The organism is Agreia sp. Leaf335 (assembly GCF_001423605.1).
Taxonomy (GTDB): Bacteria; Actinomycetota; Actinomycetes; order Actinomycetales; family Microbacteriaceae; genus Agreia.
Genome location: NZ_LMOQ01000002.1, coordinates 278696 through 300329 on the forward strand (window position 1 = coordinate 278696; position 21634 = coordinate 300329).

General features: G+C 65.8%; 17 protein-coding genes, 1 tRNA gene and 1 other RNA gene. 7 read left to right on the forward strand and 12 right to left on the reverse strand.

The annotated features are described in order from the left end of the window. Positions 1 to 20 precede the first annotated feature (20 nt). Positions 21 to 740, forward strand: a complete 720-nt coding sequence (locus tag ASF79_RS07375; RefSeq protein WP_055781142.1) for a DUF4191 domain-containing protein — start codon at positions 21 to 23, stop codon at positions 738 to 740. A gap of 6 nt (positions 741 to 746) precedes the next feature. Here the strand turns inward: ASF79_RS07375 and ASF79_RS07380 are convergent, their stop codons facing one another. Further along, on the reverse strand, positions 747 to 1175 hold the full coding sequence (locus ASF79_RS07380) for an RDD family protein (RefSeq protein ID WP_055853485.1): 429 nt from the start codon (positions 1173 to 1175) through the stop codon (positions 747 to 749). Between the two features lie 156 nt (positions 1176 to 1331). Between ASF79_RS07380 and glnA the strand changes: the two genes are divergently transcribed. Beyond that, positions 1332 to 2756, forward strand: coding sequence for a type I glutamate--ammonia ligase (gene glnA / locus ASF79_RS07385; RefSeq protein WP_055781138.1), 1425 nt, complete (start codon positions 1332 to 1334; stop codon positions 2754 to 2756). Between the two features lie 503 nt (positions 2757 to 3259). Here glnA and ASF79_RS07395 read toward each other — a convergent pair. The 4 genes from ASF79_RS07395 to ASF79_RS07410 all read right to left on the reverse strand — a co-directional run bounded on the left by ASF79_RS07395 (position 3260) and on the right by ASF79_RS07410 (position 11132). Continuing rightward, the gene (locus ASF79_RS07395; protein WP_235500684.1) at positions 3260 to 4708 is read right to left on the reverse strand and encodes a threonine/serine ThrE exporter family protein; all 1449 of its coding nucleotides are present in this window, start codon (positions 4706 to 4708) and stop codon (positions 3260 to 3262) included. A 63-nt stretch (positions 4709 to 4771) separates the two neighbouring features. Further along, the gene (locus tag ASF79_RS07400; RefSeq protein WP_055853489.1) at positions 4772 to 7759 is read right to left on the reverse strand and encodes a bifunctional [glutamine synthetase] adenylyltransferase/[glutamine synthetase]-adenylyl-L-tyrosine phosphorylase; all 2988 of its coding nucleotides are present in this window, start codon (positions 7757 to 7759) and stop codon (positions 4772 to 4774) included. 53 nt (positions 7760 to 7812) lie between these two features. Then, a complete protein-coding gene (locus ASF79_RS07405; RefSeq protein ID WP_044438472.1) occupies positions 7813 to 9150 on the reverse strand; it encodes a glutamine synthetase family protein in 1338 nt (445 codons plus the stop codon). A 71-nt stretch (positions 9151 to 9221) separates the two neighbouring features. Beyond that, the gene (locus ASF79_RS07410) at positions 9222 to 11132 is read right to left on the reverse strand and encodes an alpha/beta hydrolase (RefSeq protein ID WP_055781131.1); all 1911 of its coding nucleotides are present in this window, start codon (positions 11130 to 11132) and stop codon (positions 9222 to 9224) included. A gap of 129 nt (positions 11133 to 11261) precedes the next feature. Between ASF79_RS07410 and panB the strand changes: the two genes are divergently transcribed. Further along, the gene (gene panB / locus ASF79_RS07415; RefSeq protein ID WP_055853491.1) at positions 11262 to 12095 is read left to right on the forward strand and encodes a 3-methyl-2-oxobutanoate hydroxymethyltransferase; all 834 of its coding nucleotides are present in this window, start codon (positions 11262 to 11264) and stop codon (positions 12093 to 12095) included. A 23-nt stretch (positions 12096 to 12118) separates the two neighbouring features. Here panB and ASF79_RS07420 read toward each other — a convergent pair whose 3' ends face one another. Then, positions 12119 to 12307 (reverse strand): hypothetical protein, encoded by a 189-nt coding sequence (locus tag ASF79_RS07420; RefSeq protein WP_055781124.1) that lies wholly within the window; start codon positions 12305 to 12307, stop codon positions 12119 to 12121. A gap of 166 nt (positions 12308 to 12473) precedes the next feature. Here ASF79_RS07420 and ppgK point away from each other — a divergent pair, with 166 nt between their 5' ends. Then, positions 12474 to 13292, forward strand: a complete 819-nt coding sequence (gene ppgK, locus ASF79_RS07425) for a polyphosphate--glucose phosphotransferase (protein WP_055781122.1) — start codon at positions 12474 to 12476, stop codon at positions 13290 to 13292. A 36-nt stretch (positions 13293 to 13328) separates the two neighbouring features. Here the strand turns inward: ppgK and rnpB are convergent. From rnpB to ASF79_RS07435, 3 genes are all read right to left on the reverse strand, one after another. Then, positions 13329 to 13712, reverse strand: an RNA gene (rnpB, locus tag ASF79_RS10290) — RNase P RNA component class A. A 36-nt stretch (positions 13713 to 13748) separates the two neighbouring features. Beyond that, positions 13749 to 14483, reverse strand: a complete 735-nt coding sequence (locus tag ASF79_RS07430) for a zinc ribbon domain-containing protein (protein ID WP_055853493.1) — start codon at positions 14481 to 14483, stop codon at positions 13749 to 13751. 56 nt (positions 14484 to 14539) lie between these two features. Continuing rightward, positions 14540 to 15358, reverse strand: coding sequence for a Nif3-like dinuclear metal center hexameric protein (locus tag ASF79_RS07435; RefSeq protein ID WP_442853855.1), 819 nt, complete (start codon positions 15356 to 15358; stop codon positions 14540 to 14542). A gap of 127 nt (positions 15359 to 15485) precedes the next feature. Between ASF79_RS07435 and ASF79_RS07440 the strand changes: the two genes are divergently transcribed. Next, positions 15486 to 16127 carry an SAM-dependent methyltransferase gene (locus ASF79_RS07440; protein WP_055853495.1) on the forward strand — a complete coding sequence of 214 codons (642 nt, stop codon included), beginning with the start codon at positions 15486 to 15488 and terminating at the stop codon, positions 16125 to 16127. 74 nt (positions 16128 to 16201) lie between these two features. Then, on the forward strand, positions 16202 to 16732 hold the full coding sequence (locus ASF79_RS07445; protein ID WP_055853498.1) for a hypothetical protein: 531 nt from the start codon (positions 16202 to 16204) through the stop codon (positions 16730 to 16732). An 18-nt stretch (positions 16733 to 16750) separates the two neighbouring features. Here the strand turns inward: ASF79_RS07445 and ASF79_RS07450 are convergent. The 3 genes from ASF79_RS07450 to ASF79_RS07460 all read right to left on the reverse strand — a co-directional run bounded on the left by ASF79_RS07450 (position 16751) and on the right by ASF79_RS07460 (position 18633). Beyond that, a tRNA-Val gene (locus ASF79_RS07450) sits at positions 16751 to 16823 on the reverse strand. 74 nt (positions 16824 to 16897) lie between these two features. After that, positions 16898 to 18151, reverse strand: coding sequence for an alpha-amylase family glycosyl hydrolase (locus ASF79_RS07455; RefSeq protein WP_055853499.1), 1254 nt, complete (start codon positions 18149 to 18151; stop codon positions 16898 to 16900). 8 nt (positions 18152 to 18159) lie between these two features. Further along, entirely contained in the window at positions 18160 to 18633 is a 474-nt protein-coding gene (locus ASF79_RS07460) for a peroxiredoxin (RefSeq protein ID WP_055781107.1), read from the reverse strand. Positions 18634 to 18873: 240 nt separating this feature from the next. Between ASF79_RS07460 and aceE the strand changes: the two genes are divergently transcribed. Continuing rightward, positions 18874 to 21600 carry a pyruvate dehydrogenase (acetyl-transferring), homodimeric type gene (gene aceE, locus ASF79_RS07465; RefSeq protein ID WP_055781102.1) on the forward strand — a complete coding sequence of 909 codons (2727 nt, stop codon included), beginning with the start codon at positions 18874 to 18876 and terminating at the stop codon, positions 21598 to 21600. Positions 21601 to 21634 lie beyond the last annotated feature (34 nt).

Below are 21634 nucleotides of genomic sequence, written 5' to 3' on the forward strand. Positions count from 1 at the left end.
CGACTCGGTATCCTTGACGCATGGCACGCAAGTCTGAGCAATCCACCCCGAAGGCCCCCAAAGAACCGGGCCGCATCAAGCAGATGTGGCAGGTCTTCAACATGACCCGCCGCTACGACAAGAACGTCGTGTGGATCATGGCGCTGGGATTCCTTCTTCCCATCGCAGCGGGACTCGTGGTGGCCCTCCTTCTGTCGGATGGCAACGGCTTCGCCATGGCCATGTGGATCATCGCCGGCGTTCTCGCTGGCTTCCTTGTCGCACTGATCATCCTCGGGCGTCGGGCTGAGCGTGCCGCCTATGGCCAGATCGCCGGCCAGCCGGGTGCCGTGGGCGCCGTCCTCCGGTCGAGCCTCAAGCGCAGCTGGCGGGGCAGCGAAATGCCTGTCGCCGTGAACGGCAAGACTCAAGACGCCGTCTACCGCGCTGTCGGTCGTGGCGGAGTCGTTCTGATCAGCGAGGGCTCGAAGACGCGAACAACCCGCATGCTCGAAGAAGAGCGTCGCAAGGTGCTGCGCGTCCTCCCCAACGTTCCGGTCACGTTCCTGTACGTCGACTCCCACGACCCCGACGCGGTGCCCCTGCACAAGGTCGCCAGCCGTATGGCCAAGGTCAAGCCCGCTCTCAACAAGGCCGAGGTCATGGCCGTGAGCAACCGACTCACCTCGCTCGGCTCCACCGGCATGCCGATCCCCAAGGGCGTCGATCCCTTCAAGGTGCGGCCGCAGCGCGGACGTTGACCCGCGTCAGCGGCGCCTGACAAGCACGGTTCCGGCGAAGACGTCGTGCAGGCCGCGCTGATCCGAGTCCCAGATGAGGGCGGGGATGAGCAGCAGCAGCAGGCCCGTGCGAAGGGCCGGGCGCCACACGCCCGCATAGCTGCCGTCGACCTTAACGATGCGGATACCGAGGACGAAGTGGCCGAGGCCGCTGCCCAGGGTCGACAGTAGAACGACCTGTTCGACCGCGAAGATCACCAGGCTCGCCCAGTCGCTGCCGAAGAAGAACGCGAAGTAGACGACGTAGCACGCGGCGAAGTCGATGAAGATGGCAGCCAGACGGCGGCCGCTGCGGGCGACGGACCCGACACCCGTCTGCGGGAAGCCCATCCGCTCCCCCGGCCAGTTGCTGGGCGGAGCCCCTTGGGGCGACGAGGACGCGGTCAAGTTGGGCACCAGACGAGTTTACGGCCGCTCTCGTGAGGGCATTGAAGGCAAGCCGTAACATGCCCGAAACAAATGCGTCACTGATGGGTAACCGCTTCCCCGTAGGCTCGTGACGGCTGCGTTCGCAGCTGTTCCTCTGTACCAAGCCATTTTGGAGTCTCTCACATGTTCAGTGATTCTTCTGAGGTGCTCAAGTTCATCAAGGACACGGACGTTAAGTTCCTTGATATTCGGTTCACCGATCTTCCCGGTGTCCAGCAGCACATCACTATCCCCGCGTCGACGGTCGATGAGTCCTTCTTCACCGTCGGGCAGATGTTCGACGGATCGTCGATCCGCGGTTTCGCGTCGATCCACGAGTCGGACATGCAGATCATCCCTGACGTGTCGACGGCCTACATCGATCCGTTCCGCGTCAACCGCACGCTGATCATGATCTTCGACATCTACAACCCGCGCAACGGTGAGATCTACCACCGTGACCCGCGCCAGGTCGCCAAGAAGGCCGAGAAGTACCTCGCCTCGACCGGCATCGCCGACACGGCATTCTTCGCCCCCGAGGCAGAGTTCTACATCTTCGACGACGTGAAGTACGAAGTGAACCAGCACTCGAGCTCCTACTCCGTCGACTCCGACGAGGCTGCCTGGAACTCGGGCCGCACCGAAGAAGGCGGAAACCTCGCCAACAAGACGCCCTACAAGGGCGGTTACTTCCCCGTCAGCCCGGTCGACAAGCACGCCGACCTGCGCGACGACATCGTGCTCGAACTGATGGCTGCCGGGCTCGAGGTCGAGCGTGGCCACCACGAGGTCGGCACCGCCGGCCAGGGTGAGATCAACTACAAGTTCGACACCATGGTGCACGCGGCCGACGACATCCTGAAGTTCAAGTACATCGTCAAGAACGTCGCCGAGCGCTGGGGCAAGACGGCCACGTTCATGCCCAAGCCGCTCTTCGGCGACAACGGGTCGGGTATGCACACTCACCAGTCGCTGTGGAACGATGGCGCGCCGTTGTTCTACGACGAGGCGGGCTACGGCGGCCTCAGCGACATCGCTCGCTGGTACATCGGTGGAATCCTGGCTCACGCCCCCGCCGTGTATGCGTTCACCAACCCCTCGGTCAACAGCTATCACCGCCTGGTTCCCGGGTTCGAAGCACCCGTCAACCTGGTCTACTCGGCGGGAAACCGCTCGGCATCGATCCGTATCCCCATCACGGGAACGAACCCGAAGGCCAAGCGCATCGAGTTCCGCACGCCGGATGCGTCGGGTAACCCGTACCTCGCCTTCGCGGCTCAGCTCATGGCTGGCCTCGACGGAATCATCAACCGGATCGAGCCGCACGAGCCGGTCGACAAGGACCTCTACGAGCTGCCGCCCGAAGAGGCGAAGCTCATCCCCCAGGGTCCCGCGTCATTGGGCGAGGCACTCGACGCGCTCGAGGCCGACCACGAGTTCCTGCTTGCAGGCAACGTGTTCACGATCGACCTGATCGAGAACTGGATCAGCTACAAGCGCGAGAACGAGATCAAGCCGCTGCAGCAGCGTCCGCACCCGTTCGAGTTCGAGCTCTACTACGGCGTCTAACGACACATGATCGAGGGGTTTCGGCCTCTCCCGATCCGCGACGAGTCCGCAAGAGTGGCCCGGTCCTTCCAGACCGAGAAGGCCACTCCTGCGGACTCGTTTGCTTTGTTCAGGGGCCAGGAGAGCTCGAATCCGCCTCAATCACCACGGGCGAACCGGATACTCTCAGCTCAGCGCCCCGTCGCGCCGGCAGGCAGGCGTGGATGCTCGTGTCCGACACGCCGTGGAGGTCCACCGGCTCGAGGCGATGACCGGGCGCCAGCGACGTCTCCGGACGAAGCTCGACCGACCGATCCTCCAGATGCACGGCACGCGAGCTCGGCGGCGACACGGCGCTGTGCCCTTCGACCACGCCGGGCAGGGCGAAGACCTCCGCGAGAAGACGTCCCCAGAGCTCCGGTTTCGATCGTTCGCTGAGCTGTCGTTGCGGACCCTCGGTGGAAACAGTGGGCCGTGATCCTTCTCGCGACGCTGTGTGCTGCATCGTCTAGGCGTAAATCCAGCTATCGCGTGGCGCGGGAGCGTTGGGTGGCCAGCTTGGCCTGTCGGTCGAACCCGAAGAGACGTCGGGCACCGAATCCCCCGATGGTCGTTCCGGCCGCCAGGCCGATTCCGGTGGCCAAGGCCATCACCACCGGCGGCAGGGTGTCGGCGACGGCGAACTCGGCATCCATGAATCCGTACAGCGCCCGATAGACGGCGAGGCCGGGGATGAGAGAGATGATTCCCGCCATGGTCACGGCCCCTTCGGGAACCTTGACCCACCGGTAGGCGAGGTATCCGACGATGCCCGCGACCGTTCCCGCGATCCCCGGGGCCAGTCCGGGCTGCGTGGCAAACGGAAGCACCAGCGAATAGACCGCGAAGATCCCTCCAGCGGCCATGGCCATCAGGAGGACGAGGCGAAGGCGCACGTAGGTGGTGAGAGCGAAACCGACGCCGATGAGCATCGCCCCGACGGTTCCGGAAACCAAGCCGATTCGATCTCCCAGCGATGTGGCGATGGTGACCGGAACGCCGATTCTGAGCGCGAACCCGAGGACGAGCGAGATGCCGACGGCGAGGCCGAGTGTGAGCATCAGCACCTCCATGCCTCGCGCCGTCGCCGTCACGTAGTACCCGTCGATGGCGTCCCTGGCCGACGCCGTCAGCCCGACACCGGAGAGGAGGGTGATGATTCCGGCGATGACGATCACCGTGGGGCTGTTGGAGCCCGGCAGTTCGATACCGACGGATCGCAACCAGAAGATGAAGACGGCGATGCTCGTCGTGGCGACGGCCGCTGCCATCTGAGCGAAGAATCCGGGTACAGACCACCGGCTGAGCCTGCGCACGATGAGGTGAGACATGGCCGCCGTGATCGCAGTGGCGAGGACGAGGACGATTCCCACGTCGAACATCACGACGACGCCGCTGGCCAGAATGGCTTGGCCCGCGGCCACGACCCAGTGCCGGTAGGGATGCGGGCTCGCCAGAATCGCCGTGAGGCGATCCCTGGCCGCGTCGACGTCGAGCGGTTCCTGCTGGCCGGCGATCTCGTCGATGAGACGATAGACGGCCTGCAGACGTGTGTAGTCGGTGGTGCGCACTCTCACGATCCGCATGACCGACAGCGGGTCCTCGTTCATTCCGCGATGGATCGACACGGTGATCGACGTGAACGTGATGTCCACATGCATCGCACTGATGCCGTACGCATCGCTGATTCTCAGTACTGTTGCCACCACATCGGACGCGGACGCACCAGTGGCGAGCATCGCCTCCCCGGCGCGCAGACAGAGGTCGATGACCAACCGGGCATGCCGCTGTGACAGAGCGTCATCGCCCCCGACCACCGAGATGATCTGGGTGGGAGCTCCAGCTCCTCGGATGGCACCACCCGCCAGCTCGATCAGGGACTGCCTGACCCGTCGGCGATGCACGTTCTGCCGGTCGTTGATGCCATCACTCACCGGTCAAGGGTACGGGCAAGGGGGTGCGATGTGTCCGAGCCCGCTCGGTCGTCGGCGAAAAATCTATGCGTCGTAGAACAGTCGCTCGAAGACGGCCCTGGCGCGCCGCGTGACACCCAGATAGTCCTCTTCCAACGTGGTCGCCGAGCCGGGAGGATACTCGAGCAGACGCGCGATTCCGTCGAGCGCCTTGCGGTCGCTCGGCAGCACATCCGAGTTCTTGTTGGCCCACAGTGTCACGGCAGAGCGAGCGCGCGATGCGAAGACCCAGGCGGCGCGAAGCACGGATGCGTCGGCCTCCGTGACGAGGTCGGCCGCGACAGCGGCATCCAGCGCTTCGAGCGTCGACGTGGTGCGCAGAGACGGAATGCGGCTGCCGAATTGGAGCTGGGTCAGCTGCACGAGCCACTCGACGTCGCTGAGGCTGCCTCGGCCCAGCTTGAGGTGCCGCAGCGGATCGGTGCCCTGTGGCAGACGCTCGTTCTCGACCCTGGCCTTGATTCTTTTGACCTCGCGAACCTCCTTCTCGGCGATCTCGGCGGGGTACCGGACGGTGTCGGCGAGCTCCTCGAAGTCGTGGATCAGCGACTCGTCGCCCACGAGTCCTCGAGCGCGGAGAAGCGCCTGCGCCTCCCACGTCAGCGACCAGCGGGCGTAGTACGCGCGATACGAATCGAGGGAGCGAACCACTGCTCCGTTCTTGCCCTCGGGGCGCAGATCGATGTCGATCTCGAGGGGAAGCCGGTTGTCTTCGGTCAGGCGCTTGATCTCGGTGGCGATGGCGAGCGCATGCGTCGCCGCATTCTGATTCTCGGCCGATCGCGCCCGGTAGACGTACATGACGTCGGTGTCCGATCCGAAGCCGACCTCTCGGCCACCGAGCCTGCCCATGCCGATGATGGCGAATTCGATCCCATCGTCTCCGCTCGGCATGGGCTGCCGCACGATCGTGGTGATGCCGGTCAGCAGAACGGTCGTGACGTCGGTCAGCCCGCGAGCGAGTTCGTCGACGGTGATGATGCCCAGAATCGACGAGATCGCGAGCCGCAGGACCTCGCGTCGGCGAGACGCGCGCAAGGCGCCCGCCGCGGCATCCTGTGTATCGTGACGCGCGATGATCGCGCGCATCTCCTCGTCGAGGACTGCACGGGTGCGCGGGCGCAGCTCGTCTTCGTTCTCGAGCCACGCCGCGGCCTCCGGTATCTTCTGGAGCAGCTGCCCGACGTATCTCGACGCCGAGAGCACGTGCGTGAGCCGTGAGGCTGCGCCGGAGGAATCGCGCAGCATCCGCAGGAACCAGTAGGTGTCTCCCAGGGAGTCGCTGAGACGCCGGAACGCCAGCAGTCCGTAGTCGGGGTCTGCGCCGTCCGCGAACCACTGCAGCATCACGGGCAGAAGATGCCTCTGAATGCTGGCCTTTCGAGAAACCCCGGAGGTCATGGCTTCGATGTGTTTGAGCGCTCCTCGCGGGTCGATGAACCCGATGGCTGCGAGGCGCGCCTCGGCCTGAACGCTCGTGAGAGCCACCTCGTCGGCCGAGAGGCCAGCCACGGCGGCGAGCAACGGGCGATAGAAGAGCCTGACGTGAAGGCTGCGCACACGGTGCTTGATGCCGTTCCACCGCTCGATGAGCTGGGCTGCGGACGGTTCGAGATCGGCGGCGCGCGCGAGCACGCGCTGGCCCAGTTCGTCGCGGGGCATCAGGTGGGTGCGTTTGAGAAAGCGGAGCTGCAGGCGGTGTTCGAGAAGACGAAGGATGCGGTAATCCTCCGCGAACTCGATCTGCTCGGCCCGGCCGATGTAGCCCCGGTCGGCCAGCGCCGTCAGTGCGGCGATCGTACCGGCTTGGTGGATCTCGTCGTCTGTCTGGCCGTGCACCAGCTGCAGGAGCTGAACCGTGAATTCGATGTCTCTGAGCCCGCCCGGCCCGAGCTTGATCTGGTAGTGAACGTCGTCGGACGGGATGTGCTCTGTGACGCGCTCCCGCATCTTCTGCGCCGATTCGACGAAACCCTCTCGTGACGCGCTCGACCAGACGCGCGGCGCGGTGGCCGCGACGTACGTCAGGCCGAGCTCGAGGTCACCGGCGAGTGGCCTGGCCTTGAGCAGCGCCTGGAACTCCCAGCTCTTCGCCCAGCGGTCGTAGTACGCGATGTGCGAGTCGAGCGAGCGCACGAGAGCGCCGTCCTTGCCTTCCGGACGGAGGTTGGGGTCGACCTCCCACAACCCGGGTTCGAGCCCGGACTCGTTGATTCCCCGCATCGTGAGCATGGCCAGTCTCGTGGCGATCTCGATCGCGCGCTCGGGCGGCAGTTCGCTGTCGACCCGCGCCTCGCCGACGAAGATCACGTCGACGTCGCTCACGTAGTTGAGCTCGCGCGCTCCGGCCTTGCCCATTCCGATGATGGCGAGCCGGGTGTCGGCCACGCTTTCGCGCTCGAAGCACCAGAGACCGAGTCCCTTGGTCGACAGGGTCGTGCGTGCAACGCTCAGCGACGCTTCGAGGGCGGCCGCGGCCAGGTCGGCGAGCACCGCGGCGATGCGGTCGAGCCCCGCGACCGGGTCGACCTGCTCGAGGTCGTACGCGGCCACTCGGGCCAGCAGAGACCGATAACGCACGCGGAGCGCTGTCCACCCGTCCTCCCCCGACGACGACGCAAAGCCGTCGTGCGATCCGACCGCGTCGAGCAGAGCCGTACGAGCCTCTTCGGCCGTGGGCAGCACCAGGCGCGGATCGGCGAGGACGGAGAGTTCAGCAGGATGACGGGAGAAGAAGTCTCCGAGCCCCTTCGACGCACCGAGCACGCGCACGAGACGCACCCGATAGCGCTCCTCAGCAAGAATCGCCGAGACATGCTCGGGAGAGCGGCGGAGGAGGATAGCCAGCAGTGACAACGCCTGGTCCGGATCCGCGGCAGCGGGGATGGCGGCGATCAGGTCGTCGACGTCGAGGCTCGCCAGCGAGGCGACGACACGCAGTTGTTCGTCTGCCCACTCAAGATCTGCGAAGCCCATTCGGGCCAGGTAACTAAGTGATCTCGATTCGCGCATGATCCTCCGGACGAGGGATGCGACGACCCCGTCGCATCCCTCGTGCGTCTCGGTTAGAGCATCTCCAGATTGCTCTTGAGCTCGAATGGCGTCACCTGTGCACGGTAGGCCTGCCATTCCTGACGCTTGTTGCGCAGCACGTAGTCGAAGACGTGCTCCCCCAGTGTCTCTGCAACGAGCTCCGAGCCTTCCATCAACGTGATGGCGCGGTCGAGGCTCGCGGGCAGCGGGTTGTACCCCAGAGCGCGACGCTCGGCCTCGCTGAGGCTCCACACGTTGTCTTCCGCCTCCGGCGGCAGTTCGTAGCCTTCCTCGATGCCCTTCATACCCGCGGCGAGAAGCAGCGAGTACGCGAGATACGGGTTGGCGGCCGAGTCGATGGCGCGGTACTCGATGCGCGAGCTCTGGCCCTTGTTGGGCTTGTAAAGCGGAACGCGCACGAGCGCGGAGCGGTTGTTGTGACCCCAGCAGACGAAGCTCGGGGCTTCGTCTCCGCCCCAGAGCCGCTTGTACGAGTTGACGAACTGATTGGTGACGGCCGTGATCTCGGGCGCGTGGTGCAGCAGTCCGGCGATGAACTGGCGGCCGATCTTCGACAGCTGGTACTCGGCTCCGGCCTCGTAGAAGGCGTTGCCGTCTCCTTCGAAGAGCGAGAGGTGGGTGTGCATGCCCGAACCGGGATGACCTGCGAGTGGCTTCGGCATGAACGTGGCGTAGACGCCCTGCTCGATGGCGACCTCTTTGATCACGGTGCGGAACGTCATGATGTTGTCGGCCGTGGTCAGCGCGTCGGCGTAGCGCAGGTCGATCTCGTTCTGACCGGGACCAGCCTCGTGGTGGCTGAACTCGACGGAGATGCCGAGGTCCTCGAGCATGCGGACCGACCGGCGTCGGAAGTCGTGCGCCGTGCCTCCGGGCACGTTGTCGAAGTACCCGGCCGAGTCCACGGGCTCGGGGCCCGCGGCGCCGTACTGCGACGACTTCAGCAGGTAGAACTCGATCTCCGGATGCGTGTAGAACGTGAATCCGCGGTCCGCGGCTTTCGCCAGGGTGCGCTTCAGGACGTTGCGAGGATCGGCGACGGCCGGCAAGCCGTCCGGTGTCGTGATGTCGCAGAACATGCGCGCGGTCGGGTCGATCTCGCCCCGCCACGGAAGGATCTGGAACGTCGTGGGATCGGGATGAGCCAGAACATCGGCCTCATACGATCTCGTCAGGCCCTCGATCGCGGAGCCGTCGAACCCGAGACCCTCGGTGAAGGCTCCCTCGACCTCGGCGGGTGCGATCGCTACTGACTTCAGAGTTCCGACCACGTCGGTGAACCAGAGCCTGATGAACTTGATGCCACGTTCCTCAATGGTGCGAAGAACGAAGTCACGCTGCTTATCCATCTATGGGGACTCTCTTTCGAACGGGGTCTTTCAACCAGTTACAGGTTAGTGCACGCCCTCGATCCGGCGGGTCAGCTGGGAACGAGCACGATCCAGGCGAACCAGGCGAGCATGCCGAGCCAGACGATCACTGCGGCCGAGGCGAGGAGTGCCGCACCTCTGCTGCCGAGCTTCCAGACGACGATCAGTGCGAAGAGGCCGACGGCGAGCAGGATCCCGAGGTAGGGGAAGTACGACGGAACGCCGACGAGCGCCAGGGCGGGCTGCGTAGCCGTGGCCGAGGCCATGCCGAGAGCGAGGATGCCGCCGAAGATCAGACCGGAGACGGGCGAGATTCCCGAGGCGATGAGCAGGCCGAGTCGTTCGCGCTGGATGCCGCGCACGATCAGGGTGATGACCCATCCGATGAACCAGAGCGCGCAGAACCCGAAGAAGATGATCGGGATCAGCAACTCGAACCAGTTCACCTCGTCGACGGCGCGCACGACCGACGCGGCGCGGGAGGTCTCGTGGATGGATGACGCCGTCACGAAGGGGATCGTCGCGTCGTCGTGGTCGCATACCGTCGAGACGTCTTCTCCGGGCTTGTCGAGCCAGGCGACAGCGGTCTTGGCGGCGCAGTCGCTCGTGTCGAGCACTTCGTGGCCGGCGCCGGTGAACGAGACGAACTGGCTTCCGGCGATGGATGCGGCGGCGGCCTGAGCGGTCGCTGCGGACGAGATCGGATCATTCGATCCGGCGAGGATGAGGGTGGGTTGCGTGAACGTCGGGGGCACGCGCAGCTCCGTGCCCGCGGGCGTGATGCCGGCCTGCGCGCACACGGCATCGGTGAGCGAGTAGGTCACGAGCAGCGGCGGATCCACGGGCACGACGGGTTCTTCGCCCTCGGCCGGAGCGGCGGCCTCGGGCGCAACGGGATCGGGCGACCAGTTCGCCTTCTGATCGAGACAGGTCGAGGTCAGGTACTGGCCCCAGTCGACGGTGCCCACAGCATCGGCACCCAGAGCGACAAAGGGAGCGAGCGCGCCGGTGTCGCCCGCCTCGAGCCGATCGAACAGGAGTGGCAGGGTGCTGGCGACCGCGGGGTCGGTCAGGAGCTGCTGCACCAGGCTCACGAAGTCGTTGCCCTCGAGTTCGACGAAGCGCTGCCTGTCGGTGAACGGGTTCGTGACGGGGCCCTTGAACGGATCGTCATCGAGATCCGATGCAATCTGGGCGACCGTTGCCGCGTAGTCGGTGCCCTCGACGTCGGAGCGAGTGGACAGCTCACCGAGCGACGCCGTGAGCGCGGCGTAGGCCTCGCCCTTGATGTCGGCCGCTGCGGGGCTGTACGAGTCGAGGAGTACGGCGTCGCTTCCGGCCGCGTCGAGCCCGGCCACGGCCGTCATCACCTTCGACGACCAATCCGAACCGAACAGGGTCCAGGTCGGGATCTCGAGCTTGTTCCGCAGATCGACTACGTCTGCCGCAGTCTGGGCGATGGTGTAGCCGTTCGGGTCTCCCCCGGCGTCGATGAAGTCGGCCAGACAGTCGGAGAGTTCGAGTCCCACGGCGGTGCCCTCCGCCTCGACCGTGTCATCGGTCGAGGTGAAAGACTCGACCCACGCGTTCGTCGCTCCGGGGCAGTCCAGGTTCGGCGTGGATGCGGAGCCGCCGCGCTGTTCGAGCACGACGACGTCTCTGTGGGCCCCGAACCCGAGGTCGCGCGACAGGTGCTGGCCCACCGACGCAGCCGACTCACCGAGTCCGGGCGCCATGACGACGATGGGTGTGCCCGTGGCTTCTGCGCTGGCCGGTATGACGGCGTAGGGGATGTCGATGGTTCGACTGGCAGGGTTCAGCCGGTTCTCCGGAACCGTCAGCACGCCGCACTCGGCGTCGCCGCTCGACGGCTTCGGACACCCATCGTCTGCTGCCGCGTTCGCGACACCAGGCGCGCTCAGGGCGAGCAGCACACCCGCCACAAGGGCGATGGACGGCATTCGCAGCCGACTTGATCTTTTCACTTCACATCACCGTCACTATCGAGTCAGGCACACGATACCGTGATCGCTCGCCTCGGCCAGCAGCGCCCCGCAGGGTGTTTCACTCTGCGTCGATAGACTGGCCCGATGTCAGAGACGCCGCCGTCCGTGCCCCCTTCTGCTCCGAAGCGCGTGCGCACGCGCCATTTCCAGAACGCTAAATCGAGCGGAACCCCGATCACCGGACTGACGAGCTACGACCAGCTGTCTGCCCGAATATTCGACGAGGCCGGCATCGACTTCCTCCTCGTCGGCGACTCCGCCGGCAACACGGTCTTCGGCTACGACACGACCCTTCCGGTCACCGTCGATGAGCTGATTCCGTTGACCCGCGCCGTCGCGCTGGCCGTGCAGAGGGCCTTCGTCGTCGCCGACATGCCGTTCGGCTCCTACGAGAGCGGCCCCCTCGAGGCGCTGCACACGGCGGTGCGCTTTATGAAAGAGACGCACGCCCATGCCGTGAAACTCGAGGGAGGCGTGCGCAGCGTCGAGCAGATCCGACGCATCGTCGGCGCCGGGATTCCGGTGATGGCGCACATCGGCTTCACCCCCCAGAGCGAGCACGGGCTGGGCGGTCACATCATCCAGGGTCGCGGTGAGGGACTGGACCAGCTGATGGCGGATGCCCTCGCCGTCGAGGAGGCCGGCGCCTTCGCCGTCGTCCTCGAAATGGTGCCGGCGGAGGCTGCGCGTCTGGTCACCGAGAGGCTGCGCATTCCCACCATCGGAGTGGGTGCGGGGCCGCATGTCGATGGCCAGCTTCTGGTCTGGACCGACTTCGCGGGGTTCTCGACGGGCCGCATCCCGAAGTTCGTGAAGCAATACGCCGATCTTCGAGGGGTTCTGACCGACGCCGTCACCCGGTTCCGATCAGACGTCGCAGACCGAAGCTACCCCGGTCCAGAGAACTCCTACGAGTGATCGGCAGCGACGAGCACGCTGGTTCAGCGCTGCTCGTCGGCCTCTTCTTCGGCCCACTTCGCGCTGTTGGCACGAAGCTTCTCGAGGGCGTGCGAGGCCTCCGCCTCGGTAGCGAACGGTCCGACCCGGTCGACGACCGAGGACTCGTAGCCATGCTCCACCTTGCCGGTCTTCATGTTGTACCAGTACTGCTTCGAGGCGTCTTCCGACATGTCAACTCCCGGGATCTCGCACAGACCTTCGACGATCGGCGCTTCGGCTACGTCAAATCCTAGGCCCAGTTCCGCGAACGCCGCAGGGGCTCGTCTGCCCTAGGCTCGATAGGAAACGCAGAGGCGCGCCCGACGCGTCGACGGTGATAGTTCGAGGAGACCGACCATGAGCACCCCAACCGCATCCGACGTGGCCATCGGCATCGACATCGGTGGCACCGGCATCAAAGGGGCGATCGTCGATCTCTCTTCAGGCGAGTTGCTGAGTGACCGCGTCAAGCTCTCCACCCCCGAGGGCGGCAAGCCGAAAGACATCGTGGGCACGGTCACGAAGATCCTCGAGAAGCTGACGGATGCACCCGACGATGCGCCCATCGGAATCTGCTTCCCCGCGGTCGTGCGGAACGGACGCACGATGTCGGCCGCCAACGTCTCGAAGAAGTGGATCGGCCTCGAGGCAGAAAAACTCTTCGAAGACGCCCTCGGCCGAGACATCTTCTTCGTCAACGACGCGGATGCCGCGGGGTACGCCGAGGTGCGATTCGGCGCGGCGCGAGACCGGTCGGGTCTGGTCATGATGACGACGCTCGGCACCGGAATCGGCACGGCGATCATCTACAACGGGGTGCTCGTGCCGAACGCCGAGCTCGGCCATCTGCAGATCGACGGGGGCGACTACGAGCTGAAGGCCGCCTACTCCGCCAAGGAGCGCGAGGACCTGTCGTGGTCGAAGTGGACCGAACGCCTGCAGAAGTACTATTCCGAGCTCGAGAAGCTGCTCTCCCCCGACCTCTTCATTGTGGGCGGCGGCGTCTCGAAAAACTATCAGGAGTTCCTTCCCCTGCTCGACCTGACGACCGAGATCGTGCCGGCCGTTCTGCGCAACAACGCGGGCATCCTCGGGGCGGCAGCCCTCGCTGCCCAGCCCCGCGTGGTCGCGGGCTCCGACGACGCGCCCACCGAGCATCCGGCCGCCGAGCTCTGAGCCCTTCGGCGCTCTGCGCCGCGGGTGGCCGGGGTGTGAATGGGCCGGCCGTACGCCGGGTTCTGTCCGCATCAGCGTTGCCGCCGACCCGTGACGGCCATCTATCTCGGGACTACGTTGCCGCAGCCCTCTAGCGGTCTACCCGGGAACTCGACGAGCAGTCTCGAGCGTTCCCTGTCTGACCTTGCTCCGGGCGAGGTTTACCAAGCAGGCCAGGTCACCCTGGCCTCTGGTGGTCTCTTACACCACCGTTTCACCCTTACCGCAGGCGTGAGCCTGAGGCGGTCTACTTTCTGTGGCACTGTCTCGCGGGTTGCCCCGGGTGGGTGTTACCCACCGCCCTGCTCTGTGGAGCCCGGACGTTCCTCGGCAGCCGAGCATCCGAAGATGTGCGACTGACGCGACCGTCTCACCGACCCATTCGTGTGGAAGTCTACGGCAGAACGCCGCAGCAGATCACAGGCCGGACTCCTCCGTACGCACCAGGATGCAGTTGCTGTCGGGGTCGAGGACCACGTCGTCGGGAGCGGCCGCTCTGATGACCGCGAGATCGGACTCGTGGAGCTTGACGTGACTTCCGCCGGAGACGCCGCGGGTCAGCAGCGCCGCACCTATGCCGTAGCGCGAACGCTGCTTGTCGTACAGGGCGACGAGCTCGGCACTGATCGCAGAGGCGATGCGGGCCCGGCGTTCGGTCACCTGCGCGATCTCGGCGTTGATCTGCTCGAGCTTGTCGTCGCGGTCTGCGGTCAGCTCCTTCTCTGTCACCAGGAGCTCGTCGAGGCGGGCGGATGCGGCCTGAAAACGACCGTCGATCTCCTCCTGGCGCTCCATGACGGTGAGTTCGATGTCTTCGAGGTCGGACTGGCGCTTCAGCAGCGAGGCCAATTCGTGTTCGAGACCCTGGATGTCTTTCGGTGACGAGCTGATCGCGAGCCGCTCACGGTCGCGGGCGATGCGTGCCGCCACGACCTCGATATCGGACTCGACACGACCGATCTCGACCTTGGTGTCTTCGAGTTCGCCGCGAATGGACGCGGAGAGCGCTCGAGAACGGGCGACGTCTTTCGCCAGCTCTGCGAGTGCGAGCGACTGCGGAAGCGTCTTGGCGGTGTGCGCGAGCTGGTCGAGTCGCGTGTCTGCAGCCTGCAGATCGAGAAGTGCTCTCTGCTCGGTGATCGGTGCCTTCATGGGTGCCTTCCTTGGCTGAGCGTGGTGGGTGCCGTGAGACGGCGAGGCGGATGAGACTATTGGGTGACGACGAAGTCCCACGGGTCGGTGCGAAGCTCGCTGACCGTGAACGTGGCATGGGGCAGTTCGGCAGCGAGCGCTGACGAGGCGGAGTCGAGCCACAGCCACTCGCTGGCCCAGTGCGACACATCGATGAGAGCGGGGCCCGCCGACAGCATCGATTGCTGCCTCGATTCCGATGCGGGATGGTGTCGCAGGTCGCTCGTGATGTAGACATCGGCCGAGGCCACGGAGGGGTCGGCCAGCAGGGAGTCGCCGGCGCCCGCACAGAGGGCCACCCGAGAGATCTGCTGCTCGTAGGCTCCCGACACCCGGATGCCCGTGGCGGTCGCCGGGAGAATCTCGCCGAGGGCGAGGGCCAGCCGACCGAGGGTCGTGGGCTCGGCCAGGTCTCCGACGCGGCCGAGGCCGGTACCGGAGCGCTCGCCGGCCACGATGGGCGTGGACTCGACGAGTCCGAGACGCTTGGCGAGAACCGACGAGGTGCCGTCGTCGACGATGTCGGCGTTCGTGTGGGCGGCGACCAGCCCGCATCCGGAGCGGATGAGACGCGTGAGCAGGGCGCCCTTGTAGCGATCGGTGGCGACCGACGTGACACCGCGCAGCAGAAGCGGGTGATGCACGTAGAGCACGTCGGCGCCGAGCTCGATCGCCTCATCGACGGTCTCGGCCACGGCGTCGACGGCCAGGTGAACGCGCATGGCAGGCTGCATCGCGTCTCCGGTGCTTGTTCCCGGTCGATCCCAGTCTTCGGCGAACCGTGTCGGCCAGAGTCGTTCGACCGCGGCCTCGAAATCCTGGAGCGTGTGCATCACCCGCCCAGCCTACCGGCGGGGTGCCTGTGTGAATCCGGCACTCGTGCGGATCGAGACCCGAGGCATCCGTCTTGCCGAAGCTGCATGCCGAGTTGCGCCGCGGATGCGCTCGACCCATCGTTGTGTCATGACCGATCACGAGCAGCAGTCGCCGGCGTCTTTCTGGGAGTCGCGTTACCGGGAGTCCGACAGGACCTGGAGCGGGCGAGCCAACGTCGCGCTGGAGCGTGAGGCCGGCGGGCTGGCCCCGGGTCGAGCCCTCGACCTGGGCAGCGGCGAGGGTGGCGACGCGCTGTGGCTGGCGTCACGCGGGTGGAGCGTGACCGCCGTGGACATCTCTCCGACGGCGCTTGCGAGAGGGCGCTCTGCGGCCGAGTCCGCAGGGCTCGGTGATCGCATCTCGTGGGTGGAGGCGGATCTGGCGGCGTGGGCTCCGGAGGGCGAGTACGACCTCGTGTCGGCGCACTTTCTGCACTCCCCCGTCGAGCTTCCGCGCGACGAGATCCTTCGGCGCGCCGCCTCGGCCGTCGCTGTCTCCGGGGTCTTGCTCATCGTCGGCCATGGCGCCTTCCCGCCGTGGTCGGCGCACCGGCACGAAGGTCCTCCGCTGCCCGGGCCCGATGAGGTGCTGAAGAGTCTCGCGTTGCCCAAGTCGGAGTGGACCGTGCTGACGAGTGCCCTGGTCGACCGCGACGCCCGATCTCCGTCGGGTGACACGGTGGTCATGACCGACGCAGTACTCATGTTGAGACGCACTGTCTCAGTGTGACGCGGTGTCGTGACGTCTCGCTGTCGGGGGCTCTCGCTATCGTCGATGGCAGGGGCGAATAACAGGAGAGCACCATGATGAACGACGCGCAGTCCGTAGCCGAATTGGTGCGATGGGCGGCTGAGAATGCGGCGCACCTCGCGTGGCAGCGGGTCGACGAGCAGTCGATCGAATTCGATGTCGCGGCACCGTTCTCCGTACGCCTCGTGGCCGTCTCGGGCACGTGGCAGCTCGTGACGGTGTCGGGTCAGGGTGCCCGAACCACATCGCTGGGGGCTCTCGACATGCCGTTCGACGATGTTCTCGAGTCGCTGCGCGATCGCCTCTACGGCACGGCTACCGACGAGTTCGACGACACCGATCGATCGGGCGGTCAGGCCCTCGCGCAGGTGCTTCGAACCTCGTCAGACGAGCAGCGCGACCGCATCTGGTGCGCTCGGGCGGCCACCCTGCTCGCCGGGCACGCCATCAAAGACGGCTACGGGCTGCAGGCGCGCATGAGGTTGGAAGAGGCGGCCTCGCTCTTCGCGGCGGCGGGCGATATCGATGCCGAGAGCCGCATGCTGCAGACGCTGGCATCGCTTCCCGAGCTGCTGCGGGCGTGAGGCCCGGTCTGCGAGGGGTGGGCCCTACCGGGCTCGAACCGATGACATCCACGGTGTAAACGTGGCGCTCTACCAACTGAGCTAAAGGCCCCTGCATCACGAGAAATCGCTCTCTCGTGCGGTGAACAGATTACACGCTCGCGGCGCAAAGCCGGAATCCGAGAGTCAGTCCGCGAGCAGGTAGCCGTGGGCCGGCACCGCGATTCCGCGCAGGGCGACCTCGGCATCCGTCAGATTGAGCGCCAGCGTCGCGCGGCCCTCGCCGGAGCGTGCCGTCGCCTCGAGCAGAAGAGTCTCGTTCGCCAGTTCGAGCACCTCGACGCGCGCGTCGTGCAGCCACGCGTGCTGTCGCCGGAACGCGATCAGGCGCTGATGCAACTCGAAGACCTCGTTGCGCTGCCACTCAGGTGCCCCACGATCGGCCCGCGGCCTCACGGCGTCGTCTCCCCCGGCCCTGTCTTCTTTCTCGCCGGTCAAACCGCGCTCGTCGCCGTAGTAGACGCTCGGAACGCCGGGCAGGAAGAACAGCAGGGCGTGCGCGAGCTGTGAATGTCGCCCGTCGGAGACGAGCGATGCGATGCGGGTGACGTCGTGGTTGCCGACGAAGGTGAGCGGCGCGAAACGCTCCACGAATTCCTGGTGCCGCTCGAGCGACCACGCCAGTTCGAAGAAGTTCTTCTCGTTCAGCGAGTTCCAGACTGCCTTCCACAGCTCGTACTGAGTCACCGAGTCCATGCCGGACTGGTCGACGATCGAGGCGTAGTCGCCGTGGATGACCTCCCCCACGATCCACACGTCGGGGTGCGTCGAGCGGACCGCGTCGAGGATCGGCCGCCAGGCATCCGGTGCCACGGCGTACGCCGCGTCGAGCCGCCAGCCGTCGGCGCCGCGGTCGAGCCAGTGCCGCATGACGCCCGTCACGTAGTCGGCGGCGGGCGGATGCGCGAGGTCGAGTTCGACGAGGTGGCCGTGGCCCTCGAAGACGGCGGGCTTCAGTTCGCCGTCTGACGCTTGATCGGCGTCGAGACGGAACCACGCCGCCTCGGCCGAGCCGGGGCCGGCTGCGACCGCCGCCTGCCAGAGCGGGTTGCTGCGGGCGACATGGTTGAACACGCCGTCGAGCAGGAGTCGGATTCCCCGCTCTCGGCACGCCGCGACCAGAGCATCGAAGTCGCCGACGTCGCCAAGTCTCGGATCGATCGATAGATGGTCGATCGTGTCGTAGCCGTGGGTCTCGGAGTCGAAGATCGGACCGAGCGCGAGCCCGTTCGCACCGAGGTCGACGATGTCGTCGAGCCACGGAACGATATCGCCGAGTCGATGCTCAGCGGGGGCGTGCGGATTCGACGTGGTGTCAGCGCCGACGAAGCCCAATGGGTAGATGTGCCACCAGATGACGTGCTCTGTCCATGCGGGCATGCGTCGACTCAGGCCGCGACAGAACGCATCTCGTCGAGAGCTGCCCTGTATGCCTCGATCGAACGAGCCTCTCCGGGGGCGGTGATGAAGCTCTCGCGGATGATGCCGTCGATGTCGATGAGGAAGGTCGCGCGATTCGCGAAGCCCTTGCCGTCGAGGAACACCCCGTACTCCTTCGCCACGGCACCGTGCGGCCAGAAGTCGGCCAGCAGCGTGAAGTCGTAGCCCTGCACCTCAGCCCACGACCGCAGGGCCGACTTCGAGTCGACCGAGATGCCGAGAAGCTCGACGTCGTTGTCCTTGAACAGGTTGAGGTTCTCTTCGAGCGCGCAGAGTTCGCTCGTGCAGGTTCCGGAGAATGCGAGAGGGAAGAAGACGAGAGCCACGGCCTTCTTGCCGCGGAACTGGCTCAACCGGATTCTCTCGCCGAACTGGTTGGCGAGGTCGAAATCGGGAGCGCGGGTGTCGTTCTCCAAAGCCATGATTGTTCTGATTCCTTTCGCGAGCGGGGATGGACGCCGTGTAGGCCCGACCTGGGTGCCCGTTCGCTGAACGTCGCCGATCCTACGCCTGATCCCGGGGAGTACCAACCGGGTCGCGGCCAGAGTGCCCGGAACATTCACTAGGCTGGAGGATGGCGCGCATCCCGACGCTCGGACACGAATCCGGGCACGGCTCGCACCGGCACTAGAAAATCTGTCACCCACAGAAAGAGGTCGACGTTGACTGTCAACGACCAGGACCCGTACTCGGTTAGCTCGACCGATTCCGATCCCGAAGAAACCGCGGAGTGGAACGAGTCACTCGACCAGCTGGTTGCGGCTCACGGCCACGGGCGTGCGCGCGAGATCATGCTGAGCTTGCTCAAGCGAAGCAAAGAACTGCACCTCGGTGTGCCGATGGTTCCCACCACCGACTACATCAACACGATCGCTTCTGAGAACGAACCCGACTTCCCGGGCAACGAGGAGATCGAGCGCCGTTACCGCGCGTGGATCCGGTGGAACGCCGCCGTGCTCGTGCACCGTGCGCAGCGCCCCGGCATCGCCGTCGGCGGCCACATCTCGACCTACGCGTCGAGCGCCGCCCTCTACGAGGTCGGTTTCAACCACTTCTTCCGTGGCCAGGACCACGCGTCCGGCGGAGACCAGATCTTCGTCCAGGGCCACGCCTCCCCCGGAACTTACGCCCGAGCCTTCCTCGAGGGTCGCCTGGGCGAGAACCAGCTCGACGGCTTCCGCCAGGAGAAGTCCCACGTGGGCGGCGGACTCTCGTCGTACCCGCACCCGCGTCTGATGCCCGACTTCTGGCAGTTCCCCACGGTCTCGATGGGTCTCGGCCCGATCAACGCCATCTACCAGGCCCAGTTGGCCAAGTACGTCACCAACCGCGGCATCAAGGATGCATCGGACCAGCAGGTCTGGGCGTTCCTCGGCGACGGTGAGATGGACGAGGTCGAGAGCCGCGGACAGCTGCAGGTCGCCGCGAACGAGGGCCTCGACAACCTCAACTTCGTGATCAACTGCAACCTGCAGCGCCTCGACGGCCCTGTGCGAGGCAACGGCAAGATCATCCAGGAGCTCGAGAGCTTCTTCCGTGGTGCAGGCTGGAACGTCATCAAGGTCATCTGGGGCCGCGAGTGGGACTCGCTGCTCGCCAACGACACCGACGGTGCGTTGCTGAACCTCATGAACACCACGCCGGATGGCGACTTCCAGACGTACAAGACAGAAGACGGCGCCTACGTGCGCGAGAACTTCTTCGGTCGCGACCCCCGCGCTCTCAAGCTCGTCGAGAACTACACCGATGACGACGTGTGGAACCTCAAGCGCGGTGGACACGACTACCGCAAGGTGTACGCGGCGTTCAAGGCTGCGGCCGAGCACAAGGGCCAGCCCACCGTCATCCTCGCCCACACGATCAAGGGCTACGGCCTGGGCAAGAGCTTCGAGGGCCGCAACGCGACCCACCAGATGAAGAAGATGACGCTCGACAACCTCAAGGCGTTCCGCGACGAGCTCCGGATTCCGATCACCGACGCTCAGCTCGAGGAGAACCCCTACCTTCCGCCGTACTTCAAGCCGGCCGAGGGTGACGAGGCCATCGAGTACCTGCACGAGCGTCGACGCGAACTCGGAGGCTATCTGCCCGAGCGTCGTTCGAAGTACGAGCAGTTCGATCTGCCTGACGACTCCGCCTACCAGACCCTCAAGAAGGGATCGGGAACGCAGGAGATCGCCACGACCATGGCGTTCGTGCGCCTGCTCAAAGACCTGACCCGCTCCAAGGGCTTCGGTCACCGCATCGTGCCGATCATTCCCGACGAGGCCCGCACCTTCGGTCTCGACGCGTTCTTCCCCACCTCGAAGATCTACAACCCGAACGGACAGAACTACACCTCGGTCGACCGCGATCTGCTGCTCGCCTACAAGGAGAGCCCGCAGGGAACGATCATCCACGTGGGTATCAACGAGGCCGGCGCGCTGGCCGCGTTCACGGCTGTCGGCACCTCGTATTCCACCCACGGTGAACCGCTCATCCCGGTCTACGTCTTCTACTCGATGTTCGGATTCCAGCGCACGGGTGACGCCCTGTGGGCTGCCGGTGACCAGATGGCCCGCGGCTTCGTCATCGGCGCGACCGCCGGACGCACCACGCTCACGGGTGAGGGACTGCAGCACGCCGACGGACACTCCCTGCTGCTGGCATCGACCAACCCCGCCGTCGTCTCGTACGACGCCGCCTACGGTTACGAGATCAACCACATCGTGCGCGACGGACTCGAGCGCATGTACGGCGGCTCGCACAGCGACCCGAACGTCATGTACTACCTGACGGTCTACAACGAGCCCCACGTGCAGCCGGCCGAGCCCGAGGGACTCGACGTCGACGGTGTCCTCCGCGGCATCTACAAGCTGAAGAACGGCACCGTCGAGGGTCCGAAGGCGAACATCCTCGCCTCCGGCGTCGCGGTTCCGTGGGCTCTCGAGGCGCAGCAGCTGCTGGCCGACGACTGGGGCGTCTCCGCCGACGTGTGGAGTGTCACCTCGTGGACCGAGCTCCGTCGCGATGGGCTGAAGGCCGAGGAGCACAACTTCCTCAACCCGAACGCTCCCAAGCAGACGGCCTACGTCACGACGAAGCTGGCCGACGCTGCCGGTCCGTTCGTCGCGGTGACCGACTACATGCACGCTGTGCCGGATCAGATCAGGCAGTTCGTGCCCGGTGAGTACGCGACCCTCGGTGCCGACGACTTCGGTTTCTCGGACACGCGGCCCGCGGCTCGTCGCTTCTTCAAGATCGACGGCCCGTCTGTCGTGGTGCGCACCCTCGAGCAGCTCGCTGCCAAGGGCGAGGTCGACGCCTCGGCGCCTGCCTGGGCCATCGAGAAGTACCGTCTGTACGACGTGACAGCCGGAACGTCGGGTTCCGCCGGCGGAGAGAGCTGACGCCCGCGCAACGGCCGACGCGTTCGATGATCAG